The sequence below is a fragment of the Streptomyces sp. NPDC006872 genome (assembly GCF_040635845.1).
Taxonomy (GTDB): Bacteria; Actinomycetota; Actinomycetes; order Streptomycetales; family Streptomycetaceae; genus Streptomyces.
Map to the genome: position 1 here is coordinate 399,355 of NZ_JBEYIL010000002.1, position 19,145 is coordinate 418,499.

At 71.1% G+C, this 19,145-nt stretch carries 16 protein-coding genes; 11 read left to right on the forward strand and 5 right to left on the reverse strand.

Features of this window, described 5'->3' with window-relative positions; genetic code table 11:
- Window positions 1–20 precede the first annotated feature (20 nt).
- The 4 genes from ABZ725_RS06830 to ABZ725_RS06845 all read right to left on the reverse strand — a co-directional run bounded on the left by ABZ725_RS06830 (window position 21) and on the right by ABZ725_RS06845 (window position 5,455).
- Window positions 21–2,069, reverse strand: coding sequence for a beta-galactosidase (locus tag ABZ725_RS06830; protein ID WP_358801673.1), 2,049 nt, complete (start codon window positions 2,067–2,069; stop codon window positions 21–23).
- 102 nt (window positions 2,070–2,171) lie between these two features.
- Entirely contained in the window at window positions 2,172–3,509 is a 1,338-nt protein-coding gene (locus tag ABZ725_RS06835) for a sugar ABC transporter substrate-binding protein (protein WP_358801674.1), read from the reverse strand.
- A 92-nt stretch (window positions 3,510–3,601) separates the two neighbouring features.
- Window positions 3,602–4,525, reverse strand: a complete 924-nt coding sequence (locus ABZ725_RS06840; RefSeq protein WP_358801675.1) for a carbohydrate ABC transporter permease — start codon at window positions 4,523–4,525, stop codon at window positions 3,602–3,604.
- A gap of 3 nt (window positions 4,526–4,528) precedes the next feature.
- On the reverse strand, window positions 4,529–5,455 hold the full coding sequence (locus ABZ725_RS06845) for a sugar ABC transporter permease (protein ID WP_351913600.1): 927 nt from the start codon (window positions 5,453–5,455) through the stop codon (window positions 4,529–4,531).
- A gap of 259 nt (window positions 5,456–5,714) precedes the next feature.
- On the opposite strand from ABZ725_RS06845, the gene ABZ725_RS06850 reads away from it, so the two are divergent.
- Window positions 5,715–6,764, forward strand: coding sequence for a LacI family DNA-binding transcriptional regulator (locus ABZ725_RS06850; protein ID WP_358801676.1), 1,050 nt, complete (start codon window positions 5,715–5,717; stop codon window positions 6,762–6,764).
- A 494-nt stretch (window positions 6,765–7,258) separates the two neighbouring features.
- Here the strand turns inward: ABZ725_RS06850 and ABZ725_RS06855 are convergent, their stop codons facing one another.
- On the reverse strand, window positions 7,259–7,912 hold the full coding sequence (locus ABZ725_RS06855; RefSeq protein WP_358801677.1) for a lysophospholipid acyltransferase family protein: 654 nt from the start codon (window positions 7,910–7,912) through the stop codon (window positions 7,259–7,261).
- Between the two features lie 200 nt (window positions 7,913–8,112).
- Between ABZ725_RS06855 and pgm the strand changes: the two genes are divergently transcribed.
- The 10 genes from pgm (at window position 8,113) to ABZ725_RS06905 (ending at window position 19,140) form a co-directional block, all read left to right on the forward strand.
- Entirely contained in the window at window positions 8,113–9,753 is a 1,641-nt protein-coding gene (gene pgm / locus ABZ725_RS06860) for a phosphoglucomutase (alpha-D-glucose-1,6-bisphosphate-dependent) (protein WP_358801678.1), read from the forward strand.
- Window positions 9,754–9,899: 146 nt separating this feature from the next.
- Window positions 9,900–10,199 carry a hypothetical protein gene (locus ABZ725_RS06865; protein ID WP_358801679.1) on the forward strand — a complete coding sequence of 100 codons (300 nt, stop codon included), beginning with the start codon at window positions 9,900–9,902 and terminating at the stop codon, window positions 10,197–10,199.
- Entirely contained in the window at window positions 10,199–12,475 is a 2,277-nt protein-coding gene (locus ABZ725_RS06870) for a heavy metal translocating P-type ATPase (protein ID WP_358801680.1), read from the forward strand. Before ABZ725_RS06865 ends, ABZ725_RS06870 begins: the two co-directional genes overlap by 1 nt.
- Window positions 12,472–13,002, forward strand: a complete 531-nt coding sequence (locus ABZ725_RS06875; RefSeq protein ID WP_358801681.1) for a copper chaperone PCu(A)C — start codon at window positions 12,472–12,474, stop codon at window positions 13,000–13,002. Before ABZ725_RS06870 ends, ABZ725_RS06875 begins: the two co-directional genes overlap by 4 nt.
- Window positions 13,003–13,266: 264 nt before the next feature.
- Window positions 13,267–14,685: an MFS transporter gene (locus tag ABZ725_RS06880; RefSeq protein WP_358801682.1), complete on the forward strand. Its 1,419-nt coding sequence runs from the start codon at window positions 13,267–13,269 to the stop codon at window positions 14,683–14,685.
- Between the two features lie 179 nt (window positions 14,686–14,864).
- Entirely contained in the window at window positions 14,865–15,911 is a 1,047-nt protein-coding gene (locus ABZ725_RS06885; RefSeq protein ID WP_358801683.1) for a beta-ketoacyl-ACP synthase III, read from the forward strand.
- Window positions 15,908–16,150 carry an acyl carrier protein gene (locus tag ABZ725_RS06890; protein WP_351913583.1) on the forward strand — a complete coding sequence of 81 codons (243 nt, stop codon included), beginning with the start codon at window positions 15,908–15,910 and terminating at the stop codon, window positions 16,148–16,150. The genes ABZ725_RS06885 and ABZ725_RS06890 overlap by 4 nt, the downstream gene beginning before the upstream one ends.
- Window positions 16,151–16,202: 52 nt before the next feature.
- Complete coding sequence (locus ABZ725_RS06895; protein ID WP_358801684.1) at window positions 16,203–17,093, forward strand: TauD/TfdA family dioxygenase; 891 nt, start codon at window positions 16,203–16,205, stop codon at window positions 17,091–17,093.
- Window positions 17,090–17,590: an FcoT family thioesterase gene (locus ABZ725_RS06900; protein ID WP_358801685.1), complete on the forward strand. Its 501-nt coding sequence runs from the start codon at window positions 17,090–17,092 to the stop codon at window positions 17,588–17,590. Before ABZ725_RS06895 ends, ABZ725_RS06900 begins: the two co-directional genes overlap by 4 nt.
- A 20-nt stretch (window positions 17,591–17,610) precedes the next feature.
- Window positions 17,611–19,140 carry a fatty acid--CoA ligase gene (locus ABZ725_RS06905; RefSeq protein WP_358801686.1) on the forward strand — a complete coding sequence of 510 codons (1,530 nt, stop codon included), beginning with the start codon at window positions 17,611–17,613 and terminating at the stop codon, window positions 19,138–19,140.
- Window positions 19,141–19,145 lie beyond the last annotated feature (5 nt).

Genomic DNA, 19,145 nt, shown 5'->3' on the forward strand with positions numbered 1-19,145 from the left:
GAGGAGTCGTGAGGGGGACTTCAGCGGCCGGGCTGCCGCACGACGGCGACTTCCCTCGGCCCGAGGACGAGGACGCCGTCCGCGGTCTCGGCGCCGATCAGCGCCGCTCCGTCCAGACCCGGCACCTGCACGGTGTCGTCGGTCCGGTTGACCAGGAACAGGAACCGCTCCTCGGCGCCGCGTCGGACGGTCAGCTCGACCGACCCCCGTGCCTGCGCCGGGAGTTCGCTGCGCACACCGGCCGGTTCCAGCAGCCGCGGCAGCAGCGAGCGCAGCCCGTCGACGCCGAGCCGGGTGGAGACGTACGAGGCCGAGCCGTCGCCGGTCGAGCGGCGGGTCACGGCGGGCCGTCCGGCGTGGTCCCCGGTGCGGTAGTGCGCCAGGACCTCGGTGTCGCCGTCGGTGACGGTGATCCGGTCGGTCCACAGGCTGCCGACGCCGGAGTCGTCCAGCTCCACGCTCTGTCCGGCGAGCAGCGGACCGAACTCCTCGATGCGGATGCCGAGCAGTTCGCGCAGGGCGCCCGGGTAGCCGCCGAGCCAGACGTGGTCGTTCTCGTCCACGATCCCGGAGAAGTACGTGGTGACGAGGTGGCCGCCCTGCTCGGCGTAGCGCGTGAGGTCCTTCGCCAGCTCGGCCGGGACGACGTGCAGCACGGGCGCGATCAGGACCTGGTGGCGGGAGAGTTCGGCCCGGGTGGTGACGAGGTCGGCGCGCACGCCCAGGGCGAGCAGCGCCGAGTACCAGTCGAGCGCCTCCTGCCGGTAGTCCAGCAGGGAGGTGGGGTGGGAGTCCTGCTCGCTGGCCCACCACGACTGCCAGTCGTAGAGGATGCCGACGGCCGCCGACTCCCGCTCCGAACCCGCCACCGGGGCCAGGGCCTTGAGCTTGGCGCCGAGGTCGGCCACCGCGCGGAAGAGGTCGCTGTCCTCGCCGGCGTGCGGGACCATCGCCGAGTGGTACTTCTCGGCGCCGGCCGCCGACTGCCGCCACTGGAAGTAGCACACCGCGTCCGCGCCGTGCGCCACGTGCAGCAGCGCGTCCCGGGCCAGGTCGCCCGGCCGCTTCGCGACGTTGACGGGCTGCCAGTTGACGGCGCTGGTGGAGTGCTCCATCAGGAACCAGGGCCGGCCGGCGGCGATGCCGCTGGTCAGGTTGGCGGAGAACGACAGCTCGTCGCGGTCCTGCGGGCCGGGGTGGACGTAGTGGTCGTTGGAGACGAAGTCGATCTCGCCCGCCCAGTCCGGGTAGTTCATGCCCTTGGTGTTGCCCATCACCATGAAGTTGGTGGTGACCGGGACGCCGGGCGTGATCTCCTTCAGGATCTCCCGCTCGGCTATGAGGTGGTCCTTCAGCGCGTCCGAGGAGAACCGCTTGAAGTCCAGCTGCTGGGTCGGGTTGGGGTGCGAGGCGGCCAGCCGCGGCGGCAGGATCTGCTCCCAGTCGCTGTAGCGCTGCGACCAGAACGCCGTTCCCCAGGCGTGGTTGAGCGCGTCGAGCGTGCCGTAGCGGGCGCGCAGCCAGAGGCGGAAGGCGCGGGCCGCGTCGTCCGAGTAGTCGTAGACGTTGTGGCAGCCCAGCTCGTTGGAGACATGCCAGGCGACCAGGGCCGGGTGGTCCTTGTAGCGGTCCGCGATCTCACGGACCAGGCGCAGGGCGTACTCGCGGAACACGGGCGAGGTGGGCCGCCAGTGCTGGCGGGCGCCCGGCCAGAGCGTCTCGCCGTTCGCCGTCACCGGCAGGATCTCCGGGTGGGCCGTGGTCAGCCACGGCGGCGGGGAGGCGGTGGCGGTGGCCAGGTCGACGCCGATCCCGCCGGCGTGCAGCAGGTCCATGACCTCGTCGAGCCAGCCGAAGTCCCAGGCGTCCGGGCCCGGCTGGATCCGGGCCCAGGAGAAGATCCCCACGGAGACGACGTTGACGCCGGCCGCCTGCATCAGCCGGACGTCCTCCTCCCACACGTCCCGGGGCCACTGCTCGGGGTTGTAGTCGGCGCCGTAGGCCAGACGCGGCGCGGCGGGGTCACCGTCCGCCCCGCGCAGCATGCGGGACTGGAGGGTGGAGATCATGGCGGTCCTTCCGAAGGTGGTGCACGGGGGCGGCGCGGCCAAGGTGCCGCGCCGCCCGGCGCTTACTGCTTCTCTACTGCTACTTCTGCTACTGCCGTACTGCTACTTCTCGATGGTGAAGCCCTGCTCCTCGCCGTACTTGATCGAGGCGTCCTGCCAGGCCTTCAGACCGTCGGCCAGCTTGGTGCCGGAGACGTAGGCCTTGCCGACCGTGTCGTTGAAGATCGAGTTGGCGTACGGCTGGAACGGGAGGTACGACCAGTCGCTCGCCACGTTGGCCGCGGACTCGGCGAAGATCTTGTTGGCTTCCTGGCCGTCGAAGTAGTCGAACTTCTTGCTCTGGAACGCGGGCGACTCCAGCTCCGCCTTGGTGGCGGGGAAGGCGCCCTCGCCGACGCGGGTGGCGACACCGTCACCGGCGTTGGCGTACTCGGCGAAGGCGTAGGCGAGTTCCTTGTTCTTGGCCAGCGCCGGGACCGCCAGCGAGCTGCCGCCGTTCTCCGCGCTCGCCTTGTCGCCCGCGGTCCAGGCCGGCATCGCCGCAGCGCGCCACTGGCCCTTGGCGTTCGGGACGCCGGTGACGAAGTTGGCGGGCATCCAGGCGCCGGTGGCCAGGGTGGCGATGGAGCCGTCGCCCAGGCCCTTGTACCAGTCGTCGGTCCAGCCGGTGACCGGGGCGAGCAGCTTCTCGTCGATCATCGTCTGCCAGACCGTCTCGAACTTCTTGGCGCCCGCGTCGTCGAAGTTGATGGCGACCTTGGTGCCGTCGACCTTGTAGGGGCGCGAACCGGCCTGCCACAGCATGGAGGTGGTGAAGCCCGCGTCACCGGTGTCGTTGGCGATGTAGACCTTCGGGTCGGCCTTGTGGAGCTTGCGGGCCGCTTCCAGGTACTCGTCCCAGGTGGTCGGGACGGCGATCTTGTACTTGTCGAAGACCGTCTTGTTGTAGAACAGCGCCATCGGGCCCGAGTCCATCGGCAGGCCGTAGACCTTGTCGCCGTCGCTGACCGCGTTCCACGGGCCGGGCGTGTACTTCGAGGCGAGCTTGTCGGCGCCGTAGGGGGCCAGGTCGGTCAGGCCCTTGGTCAGGGAGTACTGGCCGAGCGCGAAGTACTCGACCTGGGCGACGTCCGGGACGCCCTTGCCGGCCGAGATCGCGTTGGACAGCGCGGTGTAGTGCTTGTCGCCGGAGCGCTCGCTGACCAGGTTGACCTTGACCTTCGGGTACTTCTTCTGGAAGTCGGCGGCCACGGTCTTCAGGGTGGGCTCCCAGGCCCAGACCGTGATGTCGCCGCCCTTGTCCAGGGCTGCCTGGATGTCGCCGGCGGAGACGGCCTTCGTGTCGGAGTCGTCGTCCGAGCCGCCGCAGGCGGTGGCGCCCAGGGCGAGGGTGGAGACGAGGGCGATGCCGCGCAGGATGCGGCTCGTTGTTCTGCGCATGGGGCTGCTTCCACTTCTTCGTGGGCGGGACAGGTGAGGGTGGGGGTGGTGCTGGTGGTGCTCAAATGTGGGGCTTGGGGGCGCGGCCCACGTCACTCCTTGACACTTCCGGCGGCGAGGCCGGACTGCCAGTACTTCTGGAGGAACAGGAAGGCGGCGATCAGGGGAAGGATCGTGAGCAGGGACCCCGTGATCACGAGGTTGAAGATCACGTCGCCGCCGATGGTCTGTGCCTGGGAGCTCCAGGCGCTCAGACCCAGCGTCAACGGGTACCAGTTCGGGTCCTTCAGCATGATCAGCGGGAGGAAGTAGTTGTTCCAGGTGGCGACCGTGGTGAACAGCAGCACGGTCACGATCCCGGGGGCCAGCAGCGGCAGCGCGACCTGGAAGAAGGTCCGCACCTCGCTCGCCCCGTCCATCCGGGCCGCTTCCATCAGCTCGGTCGGGATGGCCTCGGCGGCGAACACCCACATCAGATAGAGGCCGAACGGCGACACCAGCGAGGGGATGATCACTGCCCAGGGGGTGTCGGTCAGTCCCATCTTGCTGAACATCAGGAAGGTCGGCACCGCCAGCGCCGTACCCGGCACGGCCACCGCGCCGATCACCACGGCGAAGATCGCGCGCTTGCCGGGGAACTGGAACTTCGCCAGCGCGTACCCGCCCAGCACCGCGAGCAGCGTCGCGCCGCCCGCACCGAGCACCACGTACAGCAGGGTGTTCAGCAGCCAGCGGCCGAAGATGCCGTCGTGGTAGGTGAAGGTGTCCCGGATGTTGTCCCACAGGGCGAAGTCGTGGGCGAACCACAGGCCGTTCGAGTCGGCCAGGCCCGTCTGGGTCTTCGTGGCGTTGATGACCAGCCAGATCAGCGGCACCACGGTGTAGAGGACCATCAGGGCCATCAGCACCGTCAGCAGCACATTGCGCTTCGGCTTGCTCGGGCTGTGCTTCTTACGGGGGGTCCGCAGCCTCGGGGCGGTGTTCTTCGCGGGGGAGGCGGTGACAGAGGTGCTCACGGGTCACGCTCCCTTGCGCATGCCGCGCAGCTGGACGGCGTAGGCGACGATCATCGTGATGACGCCCATGATGATGGCCACCGTCGCGGAGTAGTTGTGCTGCTGGCCGTTGAAGGACAGCGAGTACGTGTAGAAGTTCGGCGTGTAGTCCGTGGTGATGGCGTTCGGCGCCAGCGGACGCAGGATGCTCGGCTCGTTGAAGAGCTGGAAGCTGCCGATGATCGAGAAGATCGTCGCGATGACGATCGCGCCCCGGATCGCGGGCAGCTTGATCGAGCTGATGATCCGCCACTGGCCGGCGCCGTCGATCTCCGCCGCCTCGTACAGCGAGGTCGGGATGACCCGCAGTGCCGAGTAGAAGATCAGCATGTTGTAGCCGACGAACTCCCAGGTCACGATGTTGCCGATGGAGGCGAGGATCCAGCCCGGGGAGAACAGGTCGGGCAGGGTGACACCGAACGCGGAGTTGATGTCGCCCACCAGGCCGTACTTGGTGCCGTACATGAAGCCCCACATCAGGGTGGCGACCACGGCGGGCACGGCGTACGGCAGGAAGATCGTGATCCGGAAGAAGCTCTTGCCGTAGAGCCGGCCGCTGTCCAGTGCCAGCGCCACCAGCAGGGCGATGCCCAGCATGATCGGCACCTGGATCACCAGGAAGAGCGCCACCCGGCCGACTGCCGACCAGAACGCGTCGTCCTGGAAGGCCCGCGTGTAGTTGTCCAGGCCGACGAACTGGTTGCCGCCGATGAGCTGGTCCCGGAAGAGGCTCAGGTAGATCGAGTATGCGATCGGAGCCAGGAACACCAGGGCGAACACGGCCACGAAGGGGCCGATGAAGCCCCAGCCCGTCCAGGATCGGCGGTCCCGTTTCGCCGGCGGAGGTGCCGGCCGCGGCTCGGCGGCCACCGGCGGTTGCAGCGTCGTCATGTCGTTCCTCGCTCGTCCAGTCCTGGAACCGGCAGGTGTTGCGCGGAGGTTTCCGGCCGCCCCGCCGACACCATGATGTTTACGCAAACATCAGCCACGCAAGAGGCTCGGTGAACTGTTATGTTTACGTAAACATCTGATGGCGGCATGTCTACACTGCCCCGATAACGATGGTCAAGGGTCCTCTGACGATGCGTGAGGGTCCTCTGGGGAGACCGTGACACCCGAGCCGACAGAGAGGTGGGCCCACCGAGTGGACATGGCTGAAAGAACACCGGCGAGGGCGCCGGGACGCCATCGGGCCACGGCCTCCATGGCGGATGTCGCCCGGCTCGCCGGCGTGTCCTCGCAGACCGTCTCCCGGGTCTCCAACGGTTACGCGGGAGTGAACGAGGAGACCCGGCAGCAGGTGCTCGAGGCCATGAAGGAGCTCGGCTACCGGCCCAACAGCGCCGCCCGCGCCCTCAAGCGCGGGGAGTTCCGCACCATCGGCGTCATCACCTTCACGCTGTCCACCACCGGCAATGTGCGCACCCTGGAGGCCATCGCCACCTCGGCTGCCGCCGAGGGGTACGCGGTGACGCTGCTCCCGGTGGCCGTCCCCACCACCGACGAGGTGCGCGGCGCGTTCTCCCGGCTGGAGGAACTCGCCGTCGACGCGGTGATCGTCATCATGGAGGTGCACCTGCTGGACGCGGCGACCGTCAAACTCCCGCCGCACGTCCAGGTGGTGGTGGTCGACTCCGACGCCGGCGACCACTACACCGTCGTCGACACCGACCAGGCCGGTGGCACCCGCACCGCCGTCCAGCATCTCCTCGACCTCGGCCACGAGACCGTCTGGCACCTGGGCGGCCCCGCGGACTCGTTCGCCGCGCAGCGCCGCGCGGACGCCTGGCGCGCCGCGCTCGCCGAGGCGGGCCGCACCCCGCCGCCCCTGGTCAGGGGCGACTGGTCGGCGGAGTCCGGCTACCGGGCGGGCCTCGAGCTCGCGGCCCGGGAGGAGTGCACGGCGGTCTTCGCGGCCAACGACCAGATGGCCCTGGGCCTGCTGCGCGCCCTGCACGAACGGGGGCGCCGGGTGCCGGAGGACGTCAGCGTCATCGGCTTCGACGACATCCCCGAGGCGGGTTCCTTCCTGCCCCCGCTCACCACCCTGCACCAGGACTTCGCCGAGGTCGGCCGCCTCTGCGTCCAGGCGGTGCTCCGCAAGATGCGCCCGGACGGCTCGGAACGGGGAACGACGCTGGTGCCTACCCGGCTGGTCCTTCGGGACAGCACGGCGCCGCCGCGGACCGGGCAGCCGTAGCGGCGACCGGGGTTGGGGGCGCCCCGGCGTCGCCGATGGGGGTGGCGCTCGCCCTGGCTCCCGCGGCCGCGGTCGCGGTCGCGTTCGGCGTGCGGGTCGGGCTCGGGCGCCACGGGGTGGTCGCGCCCGACGCAGGTCCGCCGTGCGCCGAGGGCGCGGGGAGGGCGAGCGGTGCGGCCGTGGTGTTGTTGCTCGCCTTTGTGGGCAGTCGGGGCTGCAGCCGTGTGCCGGGCTCGGTTAGCTCGGGTGTTCGCCGTTGGCGCGGGCTGTTGTGCGCCGGGCTGTGGGGGCGGCGGGCGGGTGCGGCCGTGGTGTTGTTGCTCGCCTTTGTGGGCAGTCGGGGCCGCAGCCGTGTGCCGGTCTTGGTTACTTCGGGTGTTCGCCGTTGGTGGGGGTTGCTGTGCGCCGGGCTGTGGGGGCGGCGGGCGGTGCGGCTGTGGGTCCGTTGTTGGCCTTTGTGGGCGGGCGCAGTCGCAGCTCTGTGTCGGGCTCGGTTACCTCGGGTGTTCGCCGATGGCGCGGGCCGCTGTGCGCCAGGCCGTGGTGACCGCGCGCTGGGCGGCTGTCGTGCCGCTCTCCGTTTCCTTGGGGAGGCGCAGGGGCGCGCCGAGGTGGACGTGGCAGTGGGGGCGGCGGATCGGGGCCGTCAGGGTGCCTGCCAGTTGCTTCGCCGTAGAGCCCGAGGCGATGCGGCGGGCGCCCGCGTGGCCCACCGGCACGACCAGCGCACCCGTCGTCTGCGCCAGCCGGGCGAGGCCGGTGCGGAACGGCTCGGGCGGAGTCGCCGCAGCGTCCCGGCGGCGCGGCAGCCCGCCCTCGCCGTAGAGGAGGACGTGCCGTCCGCCCGCCAGCGCCTCGGCGGCGGCGTCGAGCGCCAGCGCCGCGTGCGCCGTCCGGCGCCGGACCGGGATGTGGCCCTCGCGGGTCAGCGCCCGGCCGAGCAGCGGTATGCGCCACAGCCCCGCCGTCGCCATGACCACCGGCTCCAGCTCGTACCGCCGCAGTGCGGTCATGACGACGGCGGGGTCGGCCATGGAGTCGTGGTTGGCCACGAAGATGGTCCCCGCGGGCAGACGCAGCTTGATCTCACTGGTGACGGTGAGCCGCCCGAAGAACGGCGTCAGGGCGATGACGGCACGGCTGAACACGAGGGAGCCTCTCCGCTGAAAGGTGATCGGAGCCCCAGTCTCGTGGCGCGGCGATGCCCACGCCTGAGTACGGCTACTCAGATCCCGGTCCCGGGTCGACGCACGGAACGGAAAACCGGCCCCGTACTCGCGGACGGCCGCTCCCACAAGGGAGGATGGGACTTGCAGGTCAATGATCACAGACGTTGAGGAGCGGGCACATGCAGCACGAGCGAGCGGGCCAGACGGCCGGCCCCGAGGATCTCGTCGACGTCGCCCGGTTGGTCACCGCGTACTACGCGTTGCACCCCGACCCGGCCGACCCGGTGCAGCGCGTGGCGTTCGGCACCTCCGGGCACCGGGGGTCCTCGCTCAACACGGCGTTCAACGAGGACCACATCGCCGCGACCAGCCAGGCGATCTGCGAGTACCGCGCGGCCCAGGGCACCGACGGCCCCCTCTTCCTCGGCGCCGACAGCCACGCCCTGTCCGAGCCTGCCCGGGTCACCGCCCTGGAGGTCTTCGCGGCCAACGGCGTGACCGTGCTCATCGACGACGCCGACGGCTACACGCCCACGCCCGCGGTCTCGCACGCGATTCTCACCCACAACGCGGGCCGCAGCGCCGCCCTCGCCGACGGTGTGGTCGTCACCCCGTCGCACAATCCGCCCGCCGACGGCGGTTTCAAGTACAACCCGCCGAGCGGCGGCCCCGCCGGCTCCGACGCCACCTCCTGGATCCAGGACCGGGCCAACGAGATCATCGCGGCCGGTCTGAAGGACGTCCGGCGCATCCCCTACGCCCAGGCGCTCGCCGCGCCCACGACCGCCCGGTACGACTTCCTCGGCACGTACGTCGCCGACCTGCCGAACGTCCTCGACCTGGACGCGATCCGCGCGGCCGGCGTCCGGATCGGCGCCGATCCGCTCGGCGGGGCCTCCGTCGCCTACTGGGGCCGGATCGCCGAACAGCACCGGCTCGACCTGACGGTCGTCAACCCGCTCACCGACCCCACCTGGCGGTTCATGACGCTCGACTGGGACGGCAAGATCCGCATGGACTGCTCGTCGCCGTACGCGATGGCCTCCCTCATCGACCAGCGGGACCGCTTCCGGATCGCCACCGGCAACGACGCCGACGCCGATCGGCACGGCATCGTCACACCGGACGCGGGCCTGATGAACCCCAACCACTACCTGGCCGCGGCCATCGCCTACCTCTACGCCCACCGCGAGCAGTGGCCCGCCGCCGCGGGCATCGGCAAGACGCTGGTGTCCTCCTCGATGATCGACCGGGTCGCCGCCGACCTCGGGCGCCGACTGGTCGAGGTGCCCGTCGGCTTCAAGTGGTTCGTGGACGGGCTGGTCGACGGATCGCTCGGCTTCGGTGGCGAGGAGTCGGCCGGCGCGTCCTTCCTGCGGCGCGACGGCTCCGTCTGGACCACGGACAAGGACGGCATCATCCTGGCGCTGCTGGCCTCCGAGATCACGGCGGTCACCGGAAAGACGCCGTCCGAGCACTACGCCGGTCTGACGGAACGCTTCGGCTCGCCCGCCTACGCCCGTATCGACGCCGCGGCCACCCGGGAGGAGAAGGCGCTGCTCGGCAAGCTCTCGCCCGCGCAGGTCACCGCCGACACCCTGGCCGGGGAGGCGGTCACCGGCGTGCTCACCGAGGCGCCGGGCAACGGCGCGTCCATCGGCGGCATCAAGGTCACCACCGCCAACGCCTGGTTCGCGGCGCGCCCGTCGGGCACCGAGGACGTCTACAAGATCTACGCCGAGTCGTTCCTCGGCCCCGACCACCTCCGCCGCGTCCAGGAGGAGGCCAAGGACGTCGTGGACGCGGCGCTGGCCGGCTGAGCCCGGGAACGGCGTACCTCACCCCACCCCCGGTGTGACGCGCGCCATATCTTTGCCGCGGAACTCGGTCCTCGGCCGGTCCGACTACTGAATCGGTACGGCGCGATCCCGACGACGTCGTACGACGTGGTCTGGAGACGCGGTTGATGGACGAGTCCCGGCAATCCTCCCTGCTCGGCGCGGGCGCGGCCTTACGCAGAGCCGCGCCCCCGCCCGCCCTCTGCGGCTTCCTCCTGTTGCTGGCCCTGATCTTCGCGGTGTCGTACGCGGCCGGTGCTGCCGCCGGCCCCGTCGCACCCGGAATGCACGGCACCGAAACCGGCACGGGCAGCGGCGACGACGGCGACAGCGGCGGCGGGGGAGCCGGCGACACGGGCGGCACCGGTGACACCAGTGACATGGGTGACATGGGTGGCATGGGGGACATGCACGGGGGAGGCGGCTGATGGGCGCGGACCCGGTGAGCACCATGCTCATCACCGATCTGACCGTGGGCGGCATGACCTGCGCGGCCTGCGTGACCCGGGTCGAGAAGAAGCTCGGCAAGCTGGACGGCGTCACGGCGACCGTCAATCTCGCGACCGGCTCGGCCCGCGTGAGCCATCCCGCGGACATCAGCCGGGACGAACTCGTCGCGACCGTCGAGAAGGCCGGCTACACGGCCGCCCTGCCCCGGCCGCCCGAGAAGCGCGAGCCCGCCGACGACGGCGGCGGCGAGTCCGAGGTCGCCCGGCAGCAGCGGCACCGACTGGTCGTCACCGCCCTGCTCGCGGTCCCCGTGCTCGTCCTGTCGATGGCGCCCGTCCTTCAGTTCCGCAACTGGCAGTGGCTGTGCTTCGTGCTCGCCGCGCCCGTCGCGGTCTGGGGCGCCTGGCCCTTTCACCAGCGCGCGGTACGAGGCCTGCGGCACTCCGCCGCGACCATGGACACGCTGGTCTCGCTGGGCGTGGCGGCGTCCTTCTGCTGGTCGGCGTACGCGCTGTTCCTCGGGGGCGCCGGCGACCCCGACATGCGCATGCCGTTCACGCTGGTGCCGACCGCCTCGGACGGCGTCGCGCACGTCTATCTCGAAGCGGCCGTCGGCGTACCGCTGTTCGTGCTGGCCGGGCGGTTCCTGGAGGCGCGGGCCCGGCGCGGGACCGGGGCTGCGCTGCGCTCGCTGGCCCGGCTCGCGGCCAAGGAGGTGTCCGTCCGGGAGGACGACGGCTCCGAACGACTCGTCCCCATCGAGGAGTTGGGGGTGGGGCAGGTCTTCGTCGTGCGGCCGGGGGAGCGGGTCGCCACCGACGGCGAGGTGGTGGAGGGCAGTTCCGCCGTCGACCTCTCCCTGGTCACCGGAGAGAGCGAGCCCGTCGAGGTGGGACCGGGCTCCGCGGTGGTCGGCGGGGCCGTCAACGCCGGCGGGCTGCTGCTCGTACGGGCCACGGCCGTCGGCGCCGACACCCAACTCGCCCGGATCGCCCGGCTGGTGACCGAGGCGCAGGCCGGGAAGGCGCGGGCGCAGCGGCTGGCCGACTCGGTGGCCGGTGTCTTCGTGCCCGTCGTGCTGGCGCTGGCTGCCACCGCGCTCGGGTTCTGGCTGGGCGCCGGGGCCGATCCGCAGGCGGCCGTCACCGCGAGCGTGGCCGTCCTGGTCGTGGCCTGCCCCTGCGCGCTGGGCCTCGCGACGCCGACCGCGCTGATGGCCGCGACCGGCCGGGGCGCCCAGTTGGGCGTCCTGGTCACCGGGCCGCAGGCGCTGGAGGGGCTGCGACAGCTCGACGTCGTCGTCCTGGACAAGACCGGCACGCTCACCTCCGGGCATATGAGCGTCGCCCGGGTCACCGCCGTGCCGGACGGGCTCGGCCGCGACGAGGCGCTGCGGCTGGCGGGGGCCGTCGAGCAGGGTTCGGAGCATCCGCTGGGCCGGGCCGTCTGCGCGTACGCCCGGCGGGAGTCGGGCGAACGGCGGCTGCCGGAGGTGAGCGACTTCAGCGCCCTGCCCGGGCGGGGAGTGCGCGGCCGGGCGGCGGGGCGGCTGGTCGAAGTCCTCGCACCGGCCGACGAGTTGCCCGCCGTCCTCGAGGACGCGCTGGCGCAGGCCGAATCCGCCGCCCGCACGCCCGTGCTGGTCCGGGTGGACGGCCACACCGAGGCCCTGATCGAGATCGGGGACGTCGTACGGCCCGGAAGTCACCGGGCGGTGGACCGGCTGCGGCGGCTGGGGGTCCGCCCGGTGCTCGCCACCGGTGACCGGGAGGCGCCCGCCCTGGCCGTCGCCGACGCGCTCGGCATCGACGAGGTGCACGCCCGGCGCACCCCGCAGGACAAGGCCGACCTCGTACGGCAGTTGCAGGAACAGGGGTACCGGGTCGCGGTCGTCGGCGACGGCGTGAACGACGCCGCCGCGCTGGCCGTCGCCGATCTCGGGATCGCCATGGGCAGCGGCACGGACGTGGCCATCGGGGCCGCCGACGTCACCCTCGTCCGCGGCGACATCGAGGCCCTCGCGGACGCGGTACGGCTCGCCCGGCGCACGCTGGGCACCATCCGGGTCAACCTGGTGTGGGCCTTCGGCTACAACGTCCTCACCGTCCCGCCGGCCATGGTCGGTCTGCTCAATCCGATGCTCGCCGCGGCAGCCATGTCGGCGAGTTCGGTGCTCGTCGTCGCCAACAGCCTGCGGCTGCGTGGCCGGCAGCCCACGCCCAGGCTCTCGCCCTTCAGGAAGGCCGCCGGATGACCGAACAGGGGCTTCGGCGGCCCGCCCGTCGCCGACTCGCCGACACGCTGCTCGCCGCGCTCGCGCCCGTCGCCGCGTGCGGTCTCGCGCTCGGCGGTCTGAGCACCTGGACCGCCTACGGCAACGCCGGCAGTCCGGCGCGTATCGAGGTCACCGAGGGCAAGGTGTTCCTGCCCTCCGCCGACGTCGCCGAGACGGCCGCCTTCTTCCGGGTCACCAACAGCGGGGGCGCGGCGGACCGGCTGCTGAAGGTGACCTCCGCAGAGGCCGGGACGGGCGAGTCCCGCCTCAGCCGGCACCGGATGGCCGGCACCGGCTCGGCCGCCGCGCAGACGGTCGACTCCGTCGCCGTCGCGGCCGGCGAGAGCCTCGCCATGTCCCCGAACGGCGTGGACGTCGTCGTGCCGGCCAAGTCGGGCTGGGAATCGGGCGATCTCGTGTCGTTCACCCTGCACTTCGAGCACAGCGGCACCGTCAGGACACTCGCGGTGGTCGTCCGCCCGGGCCAGGACAGCGCAGGAAATTGAGCGGCGGTGACAAGGGGGTAGGAATTAAGCGGGGGCAGGAATTCAACCAGTGAAATACCTGTGCTTTCCGGCCGGCAGTTCCGTACTGTCGGCTCCCAGGGCTGCCCCGATATCCGGGAATGCGGAATACATCGATGTGCGGTCGTAAAAATTGGTCATTCCCAAGCTCGAATCGGGCTGCTACGGTGACGGAAAATGATCTGCCATTCGGAATTCCCTTCCATGGAATTCCGGATTCTGTGATTCCTGAGGGGGTGATGGATGATGTCCCTGTTTGTTCTGGCGTTGGGGCAGCTCGTCATCTCGCTCGACTACAACATCGTGTACGTCGCGCTGCCGGACATCGGCGCGGGCCTCGGATTCTCCGACCACGACCTGCAATGGGTGGTCAGCGCCTACGTCGTGACCAGCGGAGGCTTCCTGCTGCTGGGCGGCCGGGCGGCCGACCTGCTGGGCCGGCGCCGGATGTTCGTGCTGGCGGCGCTGCTGTACGCGGGCTCGTCCCTCGTGGGCGGACTGTCGGAGTCGTCGGGCGTGCTGGTCGCCGTCAGGGCGGTCCAGGGACTCGGCGGCGCCCTGCTCTTCCCGGCGACGCTGTCCCTGATCAACACCCTGTACGAGGAGGGGCCCGCGCGGAACCGGGCCCTGGCCGTGTGGGGGGCCGCGGGGGCCGGCGGGCTCTGCTTCGGATCCCTGCTGGGCGGGGTCGTCGTGGAGGCGTTCGGCTGGCCGTCGGTGTTCTTCGTCAACGTGCCGATCGCCGGAGTGCTCGCGGTGGCCGGGTGGCTGCTCTTCCCGGCGGACGGTCCGTGGGACCGTACCCGGCGCTTTGACGTGGCGGGAGCGCTCGCCGCCACGGGTGGCATCACGATTCTGGTGTTCCTGCTGGTGCAGGCCCCGGCGGAGGGCTGGACCACGCCCACGGCCTTCATCAGCGCGGGGCTCTCGGCCGGTCTGCTGACGCTGTTCGCAGTCGTGGAGCGGCGATCGCCCGAACCGCTCGTACCGGCACGCATGTTCGCGCACCGAGGGCTGTTGGTGGCGATGGGTGTGACCGCGTTGTTCAGCGCCACGTTCAGCTCGGTGCCGTACTTCCTCACCCTCTACTTCCAGACGGTTCACGGCTACAGCGCGGTCGCGACCGGGCTGGCGTTCCTCGTGCCCGCCGTGGTGGTGGCCGTGGGCACGCAGGCCGGGGAACGGGCGGTGTCCGTCTTCGGAATGCGCCGCATGCTGGTGGGTGGCATGGTCCTGGGCGCCGCCGGGGCGGCGGCCCTCGGTCTGGCGCTCACCTCGGACGGCTCGTATCCGAAACTCCTGCCGGGGATCGTGCTGCTCGGGCTCGGCCAGGGCGCCGTGTGGACGGGGATGTGGATCGCCGCGTCCGCCGGGGTGGCCGCCGATGACCAGGGCATCGCCTCCGGGCTGGCGTCGACCACCCTGCAGGTGGGCGGCGCGGTGGGCCTCGCCGCACTGGTCGCGGTCGCCGGCGGCGTCGGACAGAGCGCCTCGGGCCCCGGACTCCTGGAGGGCATCCGTACCGCCGTCTTCGCGACGGCGGCCGCCCTCGCCCTCGGCGCCCTCGTCCTGCCGGCCCTCGGCCGCGGCGCTCCGACCGCCGGGCCGGGTGAGGCCATCGGCGGCGCGGACGCCACCCGGACCGCCGGGAGCACGAGCCCCTAGGCACTTCCGACCTCCCTTTCCGACTCCCGACGCCCGCCTCGCCCTGCCTGACGCCCGCCTCGCCCTGCCTGACGCCCGCCTCGCCCTGCCTGACGCCCGTCTCGCCCTGTCCGTCCCCGCCTCGCCCCGCCCGTCCCCGGGCCGCCCGGTCCGTCCTCCGTCATGCCAGGAGAACCCCTATGTCCACCATCGCCGCCGGTTCCCCGGCGTCTCCGGCCGCCGTTCTGTGCGGGCTGGCCGGCTACGTGCCGCCGCGAGTGGTGACCAACGAGCACCTCGCGCGAAGGCTCGACACCGACGAAGCCTGGATCCGCACCCGGACCGGGATCCGCCGACGGCACGTCGTCGAGACCGGGCAGGCGACCTCCGACCTGGCCGTCGAAGCCGGCCGGCGGGCCCTCGCCTCCGCCGGTACGGACACGGTCGACGCCGTCGTCGTCGCCACGGCCACCCCGGACCACACCTGCCCGGCGACCGCCCCCGCGGTCGCCGCACGGCTCGGCCTCACGGGTGCCGCCGCCTTCGACGTCGGCGCGGTGTGCACCGGCTTCGTCTACGGACTCGCCTCCGCCGCCGGGCTGATCGCGGCCGGCGTGTCCGAGCGGGTGCTGCTCATCGGGGCGGACACGTACTCCACGATCGTGGACCCGCTGGACCGGGCCAACGCGATCATCTTCGGCGACGGCGCCGGTGCCGTCGTCCTGCGCGCCGGACACCGCGCCGAGCCCGGTGCGGTCGGCCACTTCGACCTGCACAGCGACGGCGCCCACGAGGACCTGATCATGGTCGCGGCCGGCGGCTCCCGGCAGCGCTCCCGGCCCGGTGAACCCAGCCGCGAGGAGCGGCACTTCCGGATGCGGGGCAAGGAGGTCTACCGCCACGCGGTGACCCGCATGGCCGAGTCGGCGCGGGCCGCGCTGGACCGGGCCGGCTGGAAGATCGACGACGTCGACCACTTCGTGCCCCACCAGGCCAACCTGCGGATCCTGCACTCGGTGGCCGACGACCTCGGTCTGCCCCGGGAGCGGTGCGTGACGCATGTCGAGTCCGTCGGCAACACGGGCGCGGCGTCCATCCCGCTCGCCCTGTCGGACACGGCGGCGCGCGGGATCGTCCGCCCCGGCGACCGACTGCTGCTCACCGCTTTCGGTGGCGGCCTCACCTGGGGTTCCTGCCTGCTGACCTGGCCCTCCTCGCTTCCTCGACCAGAACGGACGACGCCATGAGCACCGCCTACGAGCAACTCGTCGAACTCCTCGTGAGACTCCACGACGCCCCCGCCGACCGGATCCGCCCGGCGGCGACCCTCGGCGAACTCGACGTCGACTCCCTGACGACGGTCGAGATCAGCATCCGCATCGAGCGCGACCTCGGCGTGCGGATCGGCGACGACGAACTCGAACCCGACCTCACCCTCGGCGACCTGGCCGGACTCATCGACGCCCGCCGCCGCGCGACTGCCTGAACCAAGCGGAACACGGACGGAACACGGACGGAAAGCGAAAGGAACCACGGACATGGAAATCCAGGACCAGCCCGGCAAGGCACTCGGCGCCACGGTCGAGGGCTTCGACCACACCACCGCCTCGGACGCCGACATCGCGGCGCTCAAGACCGCCGTCTACACGAAGAAGATCGCCGTCCTGAAAGGCCAGGACCTCTCTCCCCGGGAGTTTCTCGCGCTCGGCGAGCGACTGGGCCGGCCGGAGACCTACTACGAGCCGATGTACCAGCATCCCGAGGTCACGGAGATATTCGTCTCCTCCAATGTTCCGGAGAACGGGAAGCAGATCGGCGTACCGAAGACCGGAAAATTCTGGCACGCCGACTACCAGTTCATGCCGGACCCCTTCGGGATAACCCTGATATACCCACAGGTCATCCCGCAGAAGAACCGCGGAACGTATTTCATCGACATGGGGCGGGCGTACCGGAAACTGCCGGATGACCTTCAGCGGGCGATTGTCGGAACGCGCTGCCGGCACTCCGTTCGCAAGTACTTCAAGATCCGGCCCCAGGATGTCTACCGCCCCCTTTCCGAGATCATCGAGGAGGTCGAGCGGAAGACCCCGGCCGTCGTCCAGCCGACTGCCTTCACGCACCCCATGACCGGCGAGACGGTCCTCTACGTCAGCGAGGGCTTCACCGTCGGCATCGAGGACGAGCGCGGCGAACCGCTCGACGAGGAACTCCTCAAGCGGCTGTTCGAGGCCACCGGCCAGCTCGACGAGACCTTCGAGCACGACAACATCCACCTCCAGAGCTTCGAGCAGGGCGACCTGCTGATCTGGGACAACCGCAGCCTCGTCCACCGCGCCCGGCACACCACGACGCCCGAGCCGACCGTCTCCTACCGCGTCACCGTGCACGACGAGCGCGGGCTGCACGACGGGATCAGGGCGGCATGACGGACGAAGCCCTGCTGGCACAGGTGCTGCTGCCGTACAAGGACCACTGCAAGTACCTGCGTTCGGCCGTCGTGACCGAAGGCGACGCCGGACGGACCGCGGCCCGCTGCGATTTCGAGATTCCCGAGTCGTGCTACATCGACGACACCGGCCATCTGAATTCCGTCGAGGTGAACATCTGCTACAACCAGATGATGTATTACCTCGTCGCCCGGTCCGTGCGGGACGGGCTGGGTACGGGATTCGCGTCATGGACGCTGGACGACTTCTGGAAGCACCAGCTGCCGGACATTCTCATCGCCCGCTTCTCGTCGAATTTCCGCCGCCCGGTCGACCCCCGTGCCTTTTCGGGGGAGATGGAATTCCGCTCCGTCACCCGGCGCGCACCGGCCGACGGCAGCCCGTTCCTGTACGCCGAGACCGTCTACCGCTTCTGGGACACGGGCACCGGCCGCTGCGACGGCGAGGCGACCCTCGCGTTCGTCGACATCCCCTGACCGCCGAAGGGCCGTCCGTCATGAAGACGCTTGTCCAGACCACCCGCCGTCACGCCGAGCACCGGCCCGACCTTCCGGCCGTGCTCTGCGAGGACCGCACCCTGACCTACGGCGATCTGCACCGCGAGAGCAACCGCATCGCCCACGCCCTGCGCGCCGCCGGACTCGCCCCGGGCGACCGGGTCGCCTATCTCGGCAAGGAGTCCGAGCACTACTACGAGATCCTGTTCGGCTGCGCCAAGAGCGGCACGGTGCTCGTCCCCGTCAACTGGCGGCTCACCGCGCCCGAGGTCGGCCATATCCTCCAGGACTCCGGCACGAGACTCCTCTTCCTGGAGGACGAGTTCGCGCCGATTGTCGGGAATCTGCCGGGCGCGCCTCCCGAAACGGTCGTCCCCCTGGGCTCGATACGGGCATGGCGCGCCGAACACGCCGAGGGGGAGACGGAGTTCGACGCCACCCCGGACACCCCCGTCGCCCAGCTCTACACCAGCGGCACCACCGGCCTGCCCAAGGGCGTGGTCCTCGCGCACCGCAGCTTCTTCGCGATCCGTGACGCCCTGGCGAGCGAGGGGCTGGACTGGATCGACTGGCGGCCCGGCGACATCGCGCTCATCGGCATCCCCGGCTTCCACATCGGCGGACTGTGGTGGGCCACGCAGAACCTCGACGCGGGGACGACCGTCGTCGCGATGCGCGCCTTCGACGCCCGCCGGGCCGTGGACCTCATCCGCGACCTCGGCGTCACCACCGCCTGTGTCGTCCCGGCCATGCTCCGCATGATGCTGACCGAACCCGGCGTCGACGCGAAGGACTTCACCACCCTGCGCAAGACGGTCTACGGCGGCTCCCCGATCTCCGAGGCCCTGCTGGAGGAGAGCCTCGCCGTCCTGGACTGCGAGTTCGCCCAGATCTACGGGCTCACCGAGACGGGCAACACCGCCGTCTGTCTGCCCCCGGCCGCCCATGTCCCGGGCGGCCCGCTCATGCAGGCGGCGGGACGCCCGTATCCGGGCGTCCGCGCCAAGGTGATCGACGGGGCGGGGCGGGAGCTCCCGCCGGGCGCGGTCGGCGAGGTCTGTCTGGCCACGCCCGCCCGTATGGTCGAGTACTGGGGGCTGCCCGAGAAGACCGCCGAGACCCTCGTCGACGGCTGGATCCACACCGGGGACGCCGGCTACCTCGACGAGGACGGCTACCTCTTCATCCACGACCGCATCAAGGACGCCGTCCTCGTCGCCGGTGAGAACGTCTACCCGGCCGAGATCGAGAACGTGCTCGAAGCCCATCCGGGCGTCGCCGAGGCCGTCGTCGTCGGCGCCCCCGACGAGCGCTGGGGCGAGTACGTGCACGCCTTCGTCGTCGCGGCGCCCGGCCACCGGCCCAGCCCCCGGGAGCTGCACACCTTCCTCGTCCCGCGGCTGGCGAGCTTCAAGCTGCCCGCCCGCTACGAGTTCATCGACGCCGTGCCGCGCAACCCCAGCGGAAAGATCCTGCGCCGCGAACTGCGCGACCGCTTCTGGAGCGACTCCGCCCGCAAGGTCAACTGACCGGC